The sequence below is a fragment of the Streptomyces tanashiensis genome (assembly GCF_014648895.1).
Lineage (GTDB): Bacteria > Actinomycetota > Actinomycetes > Streptomycetales > Streptomycetaceae > Streptomyces > Streptomyces tanashiensis.
Genome location: NZ_BMRZ01000022.1, coordinates 26,918 through 39,636, shown reverse-complemented (window position 1 = coordinate 39,636; position 12,719 = coordinate 26,918). Strand labels below are relative to the sequence as shown.

Genomic DNA, 12,719 nt, shown 5'->3' with positions numbered 1-12,719 from the left:
CCCGCAGCACGTCTTGCCGGGGCACTGATGAACGAAAAACAGAAGTCAGCGCGGCGCGCTCATCTTGGCGTGCGCCTTCCCGAGGTGCCGGTCGACGAGGGCTGGCGAGCCGGAGACGATCAGCAGCACGGCCCCGGTGCGGACCGCGGTCTGCTTGACGACCGTGCTCCGTCCGCCGACGGAGAAGGTCAGGAGCTGGCTCCACTGCTCGTCGCCGAGCTGGGGAGCTGCTGCTTTTCGCGTCGTGATGTCGATGGCGGTGCTGCCGGTGAGCACCTGGTACTCGGGGCAGCCGGTCATGGCGTCGATGATCCGGCCGATGCTGTCCGACAGCTTGTCGGCAGAGTCGCTGTACAGCTCCTCGGACACTTCCGAGCCGCCGCCGGCGTAGGTGAAGGACGCCTTCGCCTTGTGGGGGAGGGCGAGCGAGCCGCCGGTGGCGGCCATGCCGCCGAGTTCGTCGAGGGCCGGGCAGCCCAGGACAGTGACGTCGTCGTATCGGGTGGGCTGTTCGTTCTTGCGGGTGTAGTCGCTGCCGAGGTCGTCTTCGTCGAGCAGGAGCGGCTCCAGCGCTGCCGACGGCAGGAGTGCCTCGCCTCCGGCCCGCGCGCTGGTGGGAGCGACGGGTGCGGAGGGAGACGCCGTGGGGTTGTGGGAGGCGGTGGAGCAGGCGGGTATGGAGAGGGCAGTGACGGCCGTGAGGCTGAGGATGGAGACGACGCGAACGCGCATGGGGACCCCTGTGTTGTCGGTGACAGGTCGGACAGTGCGGGCCAGCGGGCCCGGTGGGGTCGCAGGGAGAAGGGTCAGTGGCCGAGGTGCCGCAGGCAGTCCTCGAACGTGGCGTGCGTCGCGTCCGCAGGTCCGGCGGCGCGGTTGTACCAGGCGGTGTCGAGGCGAGGCTCGACTTGCTGGTGGCCGGCACGGCAGCGCAGCCAGATCTCGTCGCGGGTGGAGAGGATGAGCCAGTCCCGGTACTCCCCGCACCCTGCGCAGGCGACGACCTCATCCTCAATGACGAGGGGGTAAGGCCGGGGCATCATGCGGCCCTCGAGCTGGTCGTGGCTGGGCACTCGGAGATCCGCCGGCAGGAAGTCGTCCACCGTGGCCGTCGGGCCGGTGGCCAGCTCCACGATGGCTGCCGTCGGCCGGCAGGAGTCGACGGGTGGCGCCTGCGCGGCCAGCCACGCTGCGATCCCCGCCTGCTGCCGCTGTATCGCGGTGATCTCCTGGTCCGTGCGGCGCCGGCGCATCCGGTGAAACACCCGTGGTCCTCCCTGGTCTCGTCGTGCATGCATCATGACCGTGCCACAAGCCTCTGACCAGGTTCTATTCACAGAGCCGATAGTCATTTCTTGCGGCGCCGAGTTTCCGACGGGCCGCGCGCCGACCCCTTCGCATGCTGCGCCGACGCCCCCTCGGCGCGACCGACCGGCACCTGGTCGGTGGTGTCGGCGGGCAGGTCCGCGGAGCGGCGGAGCCGCCATACGAGCACGTCGCTGACCGATTCCGCGCTCGCCAGCTCCCGCCGCCCCGCAGCCTCGGTGAGCAACGAGACCGGGTCGTTGCCTGCGGCCTCGGCGTCGTTGAGCGTGGCAGCGAGGGCGTACCAGCCGGGCTCGGCGAGGATCTGTTCGGCCAGGTCTGGCAGCGTCTCGCGCAGCAACGCCGTCTGCCGCTGTTGCACGGCACGCGCGAGCTGCCGACCGCGCGAGTAGAGCGCGCCGAGGGGCTGGGTGGCTGCGGCCTCGTATGCGGCTCGCAGGTGCACGGCGGCCTGGTGTGCGGCGGCGGCCTGTTGGGCGTGGCCTTTGCTCGCGTGCCAGTGAGCGGCGGCGGTGATCAGGAAGAAGAGCATGTCGATGGCCATCGCCGTGGTCGCACCGTCTTCCCCGCGACCGAGGGCGGGGCCGCTGTGGACGAGCTCGCGGGCGGCCTGCCGCAGGGTGCGGTCGTGCCCGCGTTCCGCCCGGACGTGTGAGCGGCAGGCACGCTCGAACGCGAAGGCTGCTTCGCGTAGTTCGCTGCGGGTGTGCGCAGCGGAGGTCTTGGCGAGCGCGTCGAGGACCTCGCCGGCCGCCGCGATGTGGGCGGCGGCGACCCTGTCGTCTCCGCCTTCGATGATCAGCCCTGCCTGCCAGGCGGCCGAGGCTGTCCGCCGACGGGCCGACGCGGGACCGCTCGCCAACGGACGCGGCGACGGCTCCGCGCTCGCGGGCTTGGGGTCGAGAGGGCCGGCGGCCCAGCGCTCACGGACGCGGGGCAGGGACAGGTCCGGCGCAAGCCGGGCACCGGGGTAGAACACCGGCTCGTCTTGGGCGTTGCGGTCGTCTGGGAGCGCGACCTTGTACCCGAGCAGGTCCCCGGACGGGGCGATTCGCTTGCGGATCAGCAGGCCGGCGGAGGCCAGCCGGTCGAAGAACTCGGCCTCGCTCGTCGCGCCGGCGATCGCTTGGCGCACGGTCTCGCGTAGTTCCTCCCGCGCGGTGCGCTCGCGTCCCTGGCGTTCCGCCTTGTGGCGTTCGGCGCTGGTCGGCCGCTGCGCGGCGGTGCCGTCGCCTTTGTTGAGGCGGCGCAGCCCCAGCTCCACCTCCAGGGCACGGGCGGCGGCCTGGACGCGGGAGGCGTCGTTGTTGAGTTCGGGCTTGTAGCCGTCCTCCCGGACGAGGGTGGCGACGATGTGGATGTGATCGTCGGCATGCCGTACCGCTGCCCAGCGGCATCCAGCTCCGCCCTGTTCGGGGTCGTCGATTCCGGCGGCGGCGACCATGCGGCGGGCGATGGCGCCCCACTCGCCGTCCGAGAAGAGTCGGTCCTCGGCCGCGTTACGTACGGACAGGTGCCACACGTGCTTTGTCGGTCGCTCGGAGGCGTCGATGTTCTCCAGGGGCTGGTCGAGGAGCTGCTGGAGCTGCTTGAGGGTGGCGGTCTCGTGGCGCCCCGGATCGGGGGCGTTGCCGTCCCAGGACGCGACCAGGTGTGGGTCGGTGTGCTCCTCGTACTTGCCCGGTCCGTACAGGTAGCTCAGGAGGCCGAGGGTGCGCTGCCCGCGCTTCTGGATCCTGGGGATCATGCCTGGCGTGCGTTCCTAGTCCTGGGCGAGGAGCCGGTCGGTGGCGTGCTGGACGCGCTGGACGGCCCGTGCCGTGGCCATGAGGACTGCGTCGAGGGAGGGAGGGTGCGCTCCGGTGTTGATCGCGAGGGTGAGCTGGTTCAGGTTGTTGCCCACGTGGCCGAGGTGGCGGCGGGCGGCGAAGAACTCGGCGATCACCTCTCGCTCTCCGGCAACCGCGCTGGCGGTTCGGTCGAGGTCGCGAGCGGCGCTGAGGGCGGCGCGGGCCAGGAAGCCGGCGACGGTGAGACCGACGGCGGCAGCGCCGGCGGTGACACGGGCGAGCTCGTCGTCGCTGAATCGCGTGTTGCGTACGTGGGGACGCTGGCGGCGCTGGTACTTGCGGCGACGGGTGCGGGGTTTCGTCGGCGGGACGAGATCGGGCTCGGCACGTTCGGCGCCCCGTTCCTGTGCTCCTGGCTGCGATCCGCCCTCGGTCGCAGCCTCTTCGTCCGGCGTCCCCCGGCGCCGGACGTTCCCCTGCCCCGGCGGGGTGGGGGAACCCTTGGATACTCCGCTCAAGGCGGAGTATCCAAGGGGATAACTTGCTCGCCCCGAAACCGAGTTGTTGTTCGTACCGGGACCCGGGGTGTTGTCGTTCGCGTACGGGTGCGTCATCGGATTTGGTGCCTCGTGGAGCGGATACGGTGCTGAATCGCGGCGGCGAGCTCGACTACGTCGGCGGGTCCCGCGAGGACAAGGACGGGACCGTCGGGCTCGTGCTGGACGAGCCACTGGCCGGTTGGAGCCTGGACTGCGGCGTGCAGAAGCTGTCGGCTGACGAGTACGTCCGCCCAGGCGCTTGCCTCGGTGGTCGTCACAGCGGATGAGCGGTTGCGGAGTGCGTCGACGGGTGCCTCCTGAAGTGGGACGGTGGCCCGGCGCGGCGCCGAGTCACTGGATCGGCATGGGGGCTGCGGGCTGCGTTCTTGCCGAGTCAGCCGCATTCGAGGCAACGCTCGACGTGGCCGCTCAGGGCTCTGGCCATGCGGGTCTTCGCCGAGATTGCGTGTTGCGCGCTGGACTTGGCGGATGGCCTGCCGGCATACCGCTGGGAGTGGGCGCTCAGGAAGCCGATCTCCCGCTCGTATCCCTTGCGGATGACGTCGAAGCGGTGGCAGGTCTTCATAGGGCGGAACTCCTTGTCGTGGTGCTGCTCTCCTCACTCCGCAGTTGCTGGAGGACGAGGCTGAGTCGTTCGTTGCGGCCGCCCTGGAGGCCCTCACGGCGCAGGATCTCGCGCAGCTGGACTCGGGTGAGGGTTTCGTTGCCGTCCCGTGCCAGTAGGGCGGGGACGTGAGGCTGAACCTGCTTCACGAGTTGTTCGACAGCGGCCTCCAGCTCGCGTGACGGGCGCTGGGCCGGCCGGCTTCGGGTTCGGCCAACGCCGCTGCCTGTGGGCTTGGCCCTGGTGGTCGGCTTTCGCCGACGGGTGACCTTGTGTCCCCGGTCCCCGGGACCGGTCCCCGACTCAGGGTCGGTCGGTCCCTGGTTCGCGGGGGCGCCCGTCCCCGGCTCGGCATGGGTCGGTCCCCGGTCCCGGTGTCCGCCGGTCCCCGGCTCGGTGTCCTTCGGTCCCCGGTCCCCATGGGTCCCAGTCCCCGCTTCGGTGTCGGTCGGTTCCCGGTCCCCGATCCGTTCGACGCCGGCGACCTGGCCGTGGTGTGGCGGGGACCAGGGGGAGGGGAGGGGGACCGTGGCGAGGGTGAGTGCGTGCCGGCGCGCGGCGAGCTGATCGAGGAGTTCGGCCCGCTGTGCTGGATCGGTGCCGACTGCTGAGCGGCCGATCGCCTTCGACAGACGCCGTGCGAGGCGCCGACCGTGCCGGCCCTGCTGCCGCTGGGGAGCGAGTTCGGCGAGGCGGGCGGCGAGGGTGACCGCGCGGGCCGTGGCTCGGTCACGAGTGATCTGCGCGGCGTCGCGGTCTCGCGCTGCGATGCCGAGGCGGGACAGCAGCCGTTCCCGTACCTCTCGACCCAGAGTCGCGACAAGGCCGTGGGAAGCGGCGCCGGGCGTGCGTAGGCGCAGCTCGATGCCCATGGCGAGGTGCCAGAGCATTGCGGCCATGATCGGGCCGACGAAGGCCCGGACGGTGCCGCCCACGGGCCCGCTCTCGGCGTACGCGGGAATCACCTGGACTCCGGTGATGACCCACACCAGGGTGCCCGGCAGACCGGGTGCGCCCTGGGCGGCCAGGTTCTGCCGGGCCATCAGAGCAGTTGCGAAGAGGGCGAGTTCGGCGGCGGCGAACATGCCAGCGCGTTCGGCGGCGCCGGCCATGTCGAGGTAGTCGGCGGCGAACCGCCAGCTCGTGTCCGCGCTGTAGGCAGTGCAGCCGAGGGCCGCGATCGCCGCGACCTTCACCGCGGGACTGCCGGCCTGTCGGATGCGGCGCATGGAGCCCCGGCGCCGCATCCCCCAACCTGCCAGAGCGAGGACAGCGGAACCGGGAATGCCGATCGCGAGGAGAAGGGGCAGGTCGGAGATGGCACTGAAGGACAGGTCGGGGCTCATGCGGCCTTTCCGAGCGAAGTAGGCAGGGAGGCGGTGCGGACCGGCCGGGGCACTGGCTGGACCGTCGCGGGTGAGCTGCTCTCGGACTTGCGCGTCGTTCGCTTCTTCCGCGGGTTCGGCACTCCGTGGTAGCGGTCGCGGTCAGCAACGGCGTTGGCGGCCTGGGTCAGCAGGTCGCGGGCATGCTGGTGGCTGACCTGCAGGGCCATGGCAAGGCGGTCTGCGCGCCAGCCCCGGGCGTAGGCGTGATTGACGACGACGTGGCGCTCGGCGGTAGTGAGGTGAACGTCGCGGCCGTGGAAGACGGCGATCACGCGGCTGTAGTCGATCCGCTGATGCAGGCCGTCGTGCCAGGGGCGGCGTTCTGACTCGGTCAGGCCGCCCCAGATGCCTTCCTTGAGGCTGTTTTCGAGGGCGTAGTTGAAGCAGTCGCGCACCACTGGGCACTGGGCGCACAGGGTCTTGGCCTCGTCGATGGCCTCGCGGTCCCGGGGCAGCGGGAAGAAGGTGGCGTCGGCGTCGTCGGGGTCCATGCCGTGGCACACGCCGCGCGGGTGCCAGCTGGTGTCGGCGATCCCGCGCAAGGAGGTCGTGGGTGCTTCGTGAGAGGTGATGGTGCGCAAGGTGAGTCTCCGAGGTCACTCGCGTCGGCCGGCGGGAGGCGGGGCCGAGGGTGGCCGGACGCGGTAAAGAGGGCGGCTACGGCGCAGGAAGGGGCCGGATCCGCTCGGGTCGGGTGGAGATTGGGCAGCGGGGATCCCCCTGCCGGGGCGTCGTACGGCGCTTGATCCGGCGCGTACGGTGCCGCCGACCGGCGTGGCTAGGCCGCCATGGCCGGCTGATGGGCCTTCGTGGTTGCGAGCTCGATACGGCTGGGGTGTGGCGTGGCGCGCGGGGCGTTGCCGCGTGCGCCTCCGTCGGGGCCGACTCGCCGGCTGCGGCAGTGCTCGCCCGCCTGGGCGTGGCACCAGCTGCACCGGACGCTGAGGTAGTCCGGGTGGCCTTGGGCGATGGCCGCCTCTCGCGCTGCGCGGGCGGGCCGGTAAGGGGCCAGTTCCGTGCGGACAGCCGGTGGGATGCACGAGCCGATTGCGCGGAGCCGGGCCTCCAGGTCGGGCTGGATTCTGCCGCTGGTGATCTGCCGGTGGGTCGAGGGTGCGGCGGTGCCGGTGGCAACGGCATGTCGGCGGCCTGCGAGTTCAGCCCGCCAGGCGGTGACGTTGTCCGGATCCGTGGCCGGCGTCGGGTCGGTGTGTCGGCCGAGGCGGTCGCGTCGGTGAGAGCGCCACTTGCGGGCGACGTCGACCGGGAGGATCGGATACGGCGAATCGAGGATGTGCGCCCTGATCGCGGCGCGGGCGTCCCACCCGTGCTCTGTCGCCAGGGGCACGTCCGCGAGCAGTTCGTGCCACTGCGCGATCTGATCGCGGGCCTCGCCGGTCTCGGTGCGGATGGTGCGGGGGTCGAGTCGGCCGATGTAGGCCAGGACTGCGGCGACTTCTCGTCGGTCCACGGGGTGCTACTCCGTTCCGGTCGGCTCTTCGAGGGCTGCGAGGAGGGCGGCGGTGTGGGCCTCCGCCCGGGTCATCCGGCCTGCTGGCGCGGGCCCGGTACCGCTGCCTGGCAGCGCGTAGAGGTTCGGGCGTCCCGAACGCTCCCGGGTGACCCAGGCCCGCCAGTCGGCTGCCCAGGCATCTGCCGAACGGCGTGACCAGGTGGCTCGGTGTGCGCGCCACTTCTCGTCGGCCGCCTGCAGGCCGTGCTCGCCGAGTCGGGCGAGGTGGCCCTCCTGGAGAGCCCAGGTGTGCGAGGCGGGGTCGATCTGCCACTCGCCGGCCGTGGTGACGGCAGCAGAACTGCTGTTCCTACGGTTTACCTTCGGTTCACTACGGTTCTGGGGGTCGGAATCCGTTCCTTCCGGGGGCCGGAATCCGAGCCGTCGGGGGGTCGGATTCCTGCGGGAGGGGTCGGAATCCGTACGTGCCGGGGTCCGGGGCGAGGGGGCGGAATCGGTCCCCTTCCTGGGCCGGATTCCGTACCGTCGGAGGGCCGAGAGGTGGAGGGGCCGCTCCGGGATCACCTCGTCCGCTGGCGGAGCGTCGGCCACGGTCTCGCCCTGAGACAGAGCCTTGGCCGCGAGAGGCAGGTGGTAGACGGTGCTCCGCTGCGGGCCTTCGAGGTCGACGAGCTCCTCCAGCTCGTCGCCGGCCAGGAGCCGGTCCAGAGCCTCGCGCACCGCGGTCCGCGAGGCGTTCGTGCGCTTCACGAGGCTGGCCACGGAGGCGAAGGCGACGCACTGCTCGTCGGCGACCCGGTCGCTGATCGAGAGGAGGACCAGACGCGCGGTGCCCTTGCTCTCGCTGCTCTCCCACACCCACTCGCGCGCTTCCCCGCTCATCGGCTGCTTCCGTCTGACGGGCGGGAACATGTCGGCAGGCCGGCCGGGCGGCGGTGCGATCCAGGCCGTATGAGGCCCGGCGGGTAGGAGGTGGCCGTGCAGGCCGGACTTTCGAGTCTTTCGCGCAGGGAAGAGGGCATGCCAGAATCTCCTTTGCAGTGTTGCCACGCTGGAGCGCCCCGTCGGAAGGGACCAGCGCGGTGATGGTGGGCGATCTCCGCCCTTGCCGGGGCGGGTTTGCGCAGTGAGGCGTTCGGCGTCCGGGAGTTCCAGCTCCTGGACGCCGCCGCCGTTTGAGGACCTATGTGGTTCGGTTGTCGCTCACCCTGCTCCTCGTGCTCATTGGTCCCAGTGCGACCGCCGCGGGGACGATGAACATACGCAGGGGCCTCGTCAAGATCCAGACTTGGCTCAAGAACTCTCTACTAATCGCAACGCGCCTGCCGGGATATACGGCCTGCAACGTGACGCGGGCTTGCACCCGTGATGGAGCGGTAGAGCCACGTGGCCGGTGCCACATTTTCATCCGACCCCTGTGTCACGTGTCACGAACAAGCTGTTGAACTGGCTGGTCAGAAGGATTTAAGCCCTCCCGTCGTGCCTCCGTCAACGAGCCGAGCTCGAGGGTGTGACGCGCGTAGAACGGAAGGAGTGAAGGGTCGTCATTCTCCCTTGTGTGCCCAACTCCACTGATCCTGCTGGTGATGTGATGGGCCGTCTGAGATGGCGATGGGTGGCAGGGAGCGGAAGTGAGGGGCCAGGTGTGTCCCGTGCGAAAAAGCGGCAATCTTTTTCCGGTTTCGAAACCGGAAATTATCTGCCGGTTGAATGCCCGATTCGCCACGAACTCGCACTCGTTGTGGTTTATCTCTAAACAACCTCCACTCGTGGAAGTGGTGTCCGCCACATAGATCCGATCATGGTCAAAGGGTTCGGAAACGATCACGTACTCTGGAGTAGGGAGATTGAGGGCGGGGTCGGCGCATATTGCGGCGGCCCCTTTTTGGTGCGCCTCGATCTAGGCAGTGTCGCCTTCTCGGACAAGTACACGTGTAGATGGAGAGGGGACAGCTCAGATGAGCACGAAGGGGAGCCGGTCCGGCTGCTACGTAGGCGAAAGCCAGGAGACCCCCCTCGGCGACGCGCAGGGAACACCGACCGCCGGCCAGGTGATGGGGTTCGGTGGCCAGCTCCGTGCCTGGCGCAAGGCCGCCGGCCGACGGCGAGGGCGCGTCGTCACCCAGGAAGAGGTCGCCCGGGCGATCCTTAAGTCGGAGCGCTGGTACCGCGACCTGGAGCGAGGGGCCACCGCCCGCCGCTTGGACCGCGAGCAGTGCGACAACCTGGCTGACCTGCTGCAGCTCGACCGCGACGAGCATCACGCCCTGCTCCTGTACAACCAGCTCAACACCGCTGACCCGGACGCCGGCGGCGACTCACGCGTGCGCAGCGCTCTGCGCCTGTTGGTGGACAAGCAGATGCCTGACCCCACCTACCTGTGCGACGCGAAGTGGAACATCCTCGCTTACAACCAAGCCATGGCTGAGTGGTGGCCCTGGGTGATGGAGCCGGGTGCGAACCTCATGCGCTGGGCTCTGACCAGCCAGGAGGCCCGTGTCCAGTACCACGACTGGCACCAGCACGTTGCCGCCTACGTACGCATGCTCAAGTACGCGCTCGCCGGGCACGGCGACGACCCGGAGCTGCTCGGGCTGATCGGCGACGTCTGTAAGGACGCTGACGTGGCGCGCATATGGGAGGGGGACGCCGGCCATTCCGTCAACCGGGATGGGCACGTGTTCAAGATGTCCCTGCCCGCGCTCGGTTGGGAGACCGTCGACGTTGTCTCCCACGTCCTGTACCCGGCGAGTCTGCCCGACTGCCGACTCGTCGTGATCACGTGGTGGAGCGATGAGGGAGACACCGAGACGGACCCGCTGGGCGGGGCGCGCAATGCTTGGGCCGAGAACGCAAGTCCTGAGATGCCCACCTCGGCGCCAGCGGAGTCTCTTGACGACGCCTCCAGGCGCCGGATCGCCAACTCGCTGACCAAGAGGCCGTCGGTCGTCACTGCGGAGGCGGCAGCTGCTCTCGCAGGCGATGACGGAGTCGACCTCCCGGTGCTGAGCGCCATGATCGGCCCCGACACACAGCTCACCCTCTCCCCGTCGACCCACTCCGTGATCTGGGCCGTCCGGGATGCCGACGGGCAGTGGGGGATCTCAGAGGTCGACGCCTACACCGTCATCGTGCGTGTGCCGCAAGCAGCCATCAGCAAGGACGCCAGGAAGGAGATGATGCTGCTGACGCGCACCGTCCTCCCTGCCGAGCCCAAGGAAGCGGTCGACCGGATCCAGCAACTGGTACCGCAGTTGAAGCAGCGCATCCAGCTGCTTGAGGCCATTCACCGAGACCTGTGGGAAGCCGACAACACCCTTCCGTACGTGTGGGATCCGACCGACGAGCTCTGACGGAGCCTTCCCCCTCGGTGCGTTGGGTGTGGCGCACCGAGGCGGAAGCCGGCGGACGAAAGCCAGCGCGGCTATACGCCCTCAGCGGCTCCGGCGGAGGCGGGCAGAAACTTCGCCGCCTTCTTCGCGAGCACGGCGGCGAAGTAGTTCGGGGCGTCGTCGGGACGCATCCGTGCCAGGGCGACCATGCCGGTGATCACGCAGTCAGTGACCTCTTCCTGCACGTCGTCCCAGGTGTGGCTGTGTCCTTTCCTGGGGTTGGTCGCCCGGGCACCGATGACGGCCTGGGCGGCTTCACCGACCTCCTCGGAGATCTTCAGGACCTGCAGGGTCCACTGCTCCTCCGGAGTCAGACCGCGTCCGCCGTCGAGCTGGGCGAAGAGCGCAGCAAGTGTGCGGATGGTGTTCCACGGGTCGTTGCTCATCAAGGTTCCTCATGTGCGTAGGGACTGAAGGATGGCGTCGGCTCTCACCAGATCCTCTGGCGTGTCGACCGCGACGCCGTCGTCCGCGACGGCGAGCATCTGTACGCCGTGGCCGTGCTCGACGAAGCGCAGCATTTCCACGCCTTCAGTCAGTTCGAGCGGCCCTTGCGGGAGATGGCGGAAGAGGCTGAGAGCCTCGCGCGTGAAGCCGTAGAGCCCCAGCTGACGGAGGTATGTCGGGCGGCCCGCTCGCGGGTAGGGGATCGCGTCCGGGAGAACATCAGGGCGTTCCCGCCGGTCCCGACGACGACCTTGACGACGTTGTGGTCGAGTACGGCGCCGGCGCTGTCCAGCTCCGTGTACGCGTTCACCGCGAGTGTGTCAGGGGGCAGGTGGTCCAGTGCCTGGGAGACGGCGTCGATCGCGGCCGGGGCGATCAACGGCTCGTCGCCCTGGACGTTGATGTACGCGTCGGCGGCGAGGTGTTCGGCGCACTCCGCGACGCGGTCGGTGCCGGTGAGGTGCTCTCCCGTGCGTACGCACTCAATGCCCAGCTGGTGGCAGAGCTCCTCGATGCGCTCGTCGTCCGTGGCGACCACCACGCCGTCGAGGCGTTCCGCCTCCAAGCAACGTTGGTGGACGTGCCAGAGCAGGGGCATGCCTCCGAGTTGGGCCAGGGGCTTGCCGGGGAACCGGGAAGAGCCCCACCGGCAAGGGATGACGGCGATGTGGTGGCGTGGTGTGGTCTGCTGCGCAGTGGTGGCGGCCACGGCGTTCTCCTTAAGGCGGGAGGGTTATGCCGCTCGGCCGTACACGGCCGGCTCGGCGGCAAGGGCCTGCATGTGGGAGCGCATGCCGCTGTGGAGGTCAACTTGAGGCTGCCACCCCAGGACCTCGTGGGCACGTCCGGGGTTGGCGCGGGTCGTGAGGACGTCGCCGCTCCGTGGGTTCTCCTGGTGCACCTCGATCTCGCGGCCTACGAGGCTCCGCGCGATACCGATCACTTCGAGCAGTGAGGCGCTGGAGCCGCCGCCCACGTTGATCACGTCCCTCGCGTTCGACGTCGTGGCCGCCGCGATCGTGGCGGAGACCGCGTCGTCGATGTAGGTGAAGTCCCGGCGCTGGTGTCCGTCTCCGTACAGGCGCAGCGGCCGGCCGGTCAGGGCGGCCTGCAGGGCGCGGTGCGTGAACATGTCGGCGCGCTGCCGGGGCCCGTAGACGGTGAAGTACCGCAGGGCGACGACGCTGGTGGCGCAGTGGGCCTGCGCGGCGTGCGCCAGGCAGAGCTGCTCCTCAGCGAGCTTGGTGACCGCGTAGGGAGACGCGGGCCGCGGCTGATCCGTCTCCACGCTCGCACCGCCGCTGGTGGGGCCGTACACGCTGGAGGATGAGGCGACCACCAGTCGCGGCACGCCGATCCGGGTAGCGGCCTCCATCACTCGCTGGGTGGCGAGGATGTTGGAGGCGACGTACTCGCCGAACTGCGGTCCCCACGACGGCCGTACGCCGGGAATCCCGGCCAGGTGGAAGACCACGTCCGCGTCGATCAGGAGCGGGTCGATGGCGCAGTTCAGCAGGTCGGCGGTGATGTGCACGTATCCGGGGATCCCGTGCAGCGGGGCGAGGTTGGCCGCGGCCGTGTGGTCGACGGCCGGGTTCCGGCGGTCGACGCCGATGACGACGGTCCCGGCCTGGGCCAGGGTGTGGGCGAGGTGGGAGCCGATGAAGCCGGCGGCGCCGGTCACCACCGCTCGCCGCGGGAAGGCGGCGCTGACGTGGGGCAGGTGCTGTGACACAGA

The 12,719-nt window shown here is 69.9% G+C and carries 15 protein-coding genes; 2 read left to right on the top strand and 13 right to left on the bottom strand.

All coding sequences use genetic code 11. The features are described from left to right. Window positions 1-45 precede the first annotated feature (45 nt). From IE237_RS36980 to IE237_RS36965, 4 genes are all read right to left on the bottom strand, one after another. Window positions 46-732 carry a hypothetical protein gene (locus IE237_RS36980; RefSeq protein ID WP_189806580.1) on the bottom strand — a complete coding sequence of 229 codons (687 nt, stop codon included), beginning with the start codon at window positions 730-732 and terminating at the stop codon, window positions 46-48. 74 nt (window positions 733-806) lie between these two features. Beyond that, a complete protein-coding gene (locus IE237_RS36975) occupies window positions 807-1,265 on the bottom strand; it encodes a hypothetical protein (RefSeq protein ID WP_189806579.1) in 459 nt (152 codons plus the stop codon). Between the two features lie 83 nt (window positions 1,266-1,348). Next, window positions 1,349-3,073 (bottom strand): relaxase/mobilization nuclease domain-containing protein, encoded by a 1,725-nt coding sequence (locus IE237_RS36970; RefSeq protein ID WP_189806578.1) that lies wholly within the window; start codon window positions 3,071-3,073, stop codon window positions 1,349-1,351. A 15-nt stretch (window positions 3,074-3,088) separates the two neighbouring features. Beyond that, window positions 3,089-3,634 carry a plasmid mobilization protein gene (locus IE237_RS36965; RefSeq protein WP_189806577.1) on the bottom strand — a complete coding sequence of 182 codons (546 nt, stop codon included), beginning with the start codon at window positions 3,632-3,634 and terminating at the stop codon, window positions 3,089-3,091. A gap of 125 nt (window positions 3,635-3,759) precedes the next feature. On the opposite strand from IE237_RS36965, the gene IE237_RS41575 reads away from it, so the two are divergent. Continuing rightward, a complete protein-coding gene (locus IE237_RS41575) occupies window positions 3,760-3,942 on the top strand; it encodes a hypothetical protein (protein ID WP_189806576.1) in 183 nt (60 codons plus the stop codon). A 107-nt stretch (window positions 3,943-4,049) separates the two neighbouring features. Here the strand turns inward: IE237_RS41575 and IE237_RS36955 are convergent, their stop codons facing one another. The 5 genes from IE237_RS36955 to IE237_RS36935 all read right to left on the bottom strand — a co-directional run bounded on the left by IE237_RS36955 (window position 4,050) and on the right by IE237_RS36935 (window position 8,024). Next, entirely contained in the window at window positions 4,050-4,241 is a 192-nt protein-coding gene (locus IE237_RS36955; RefSeq protein WP_189806575.1) for a hypothetical protein, read from the bottom strand. Then, a complete protein-coding gene (locus IE237_RS36950; RefSeq protein ID WP_189806574.1) occupies window positions 4,238-5,626 on the bottom strand; it encodes a hypothetical protein in 1,389 nt (462 codons plus the stop codon). The genes IE237_RS36955 and IE237_RS36950 overlap by 4 nt, the downstream gene beginning before the upstream one ends. Then, the gene (locus IE237_RS36945; protein ID WP_189806573.1) at window positions 5,623-6,249 is read right to left on the bottom strand and encodes a WhiB family transcriptional regulator; all 627 of its coding nucleotides are present in this window, start codon (window positions 6,247-6,249) and stop codon (window positions 5,623-5,625) included. Before IE237_RS36945 ends, IE237_RS36950 begins: the two co-directional genes overlap by 4 nt. Window positions 6,250-6,446: 197 nt before the next feature. Continuing rightward, on the bottom strand, window positions 6,447-7,139 hold the full coding sequence (locus tag IE237_RS36940) for a zinc finger domain-containing protein (protein ID WP_189806572.1): 693 nt from the start codon (window positions 7,137-7,139) through the stop codon (window positions 6,447-6,449). A gap of 6 nt (window positions 7,140-7,145) precedes the next feature. Continuing rightward, window positions 7,146-8,024 (bottom strand): helix-turn-helix domain-containing protein, encoded by an 879-nt coding sequence (locus IE237_RS36935; protein ID WP_189806571.1) that lies wholly within the window; start codon window positions 8,022-8,024, stop codon window positions 7,146-7,148. 1,076 nt (window positions 8,025-9,100) lie between these two features. Between IE237_RS36935 and IE237_RS36930 the strand changes: the two genes are divergently transcribed. Beyond that, window positions 9,101-10,495 (top strand): helix-turn-helix transcriptional regulator, encoded by a 1,395-nt coding sequence (locus tag IE237_RS36930; RefSeq protein WP_189806570.1) that lies wholly within the window; start codon window positions 9,101-9,103, stop codon window positions 10,493-10,495. 71 nt (window positions 10,496-10,566) lie between these two features. Here the strand turns inward: IE237_RS36930 and IE237_RS36925 are convergent, their stop codons facing one another. From IE237_RS36925 to IE237_RS36915, 4 genes are read right to left on the bottom strand one after another with little or no spacing between them, the layout of a single operon-like run. Continuing rightward, a complete protein-coding gene (locus IE237_RS36925; protein WP_189806569.1) occupies window positions 10,567-10,920 on the bottom strand; it encodes a MazG-like family protein in 354 nt (117 codons plus the stop codon). A gap of 9 nt (window positions 10,921-10,929) precedes the next feature. Continuing rightward, entirely contained in the window at window positions 10,930-11,055 is a 126-nt protein-coding gene (locus tag IE237_RS41450; RefSeq protein WP_268253846.1) for a hypothetical protein, read from the bottom strand. Window positions 11,056-11,069: 14 nt separating this feature from the next. Beyond that, window positions 11,070-11,690: a cytidylyltransferase domain-containing protein gene (locus tag IE237_RS36920; RefSeq protein WP_229843915.1), complete on the bottom strand. Its 621-nt coding sequence runs from the start codon at window positions 11,688-11,690 to the stop codon at window positions 11,070-11,072. 24 nt (window positions 11,691-11,714) lie between these two features. Further along, window positions 11,715-12,716, bottom strand: a complete 1,002-nt coding sequence (locus tag IE237_RS36915) for an NAD-dependent epimerase/dehydratase family protein (protein WP_229843914.1) — start codon at window positions 12,714-12,716, stop codon at window positions 11,715-11,717. Window positions 12,717-12,719: the final 3 nt, after the last annotated feature.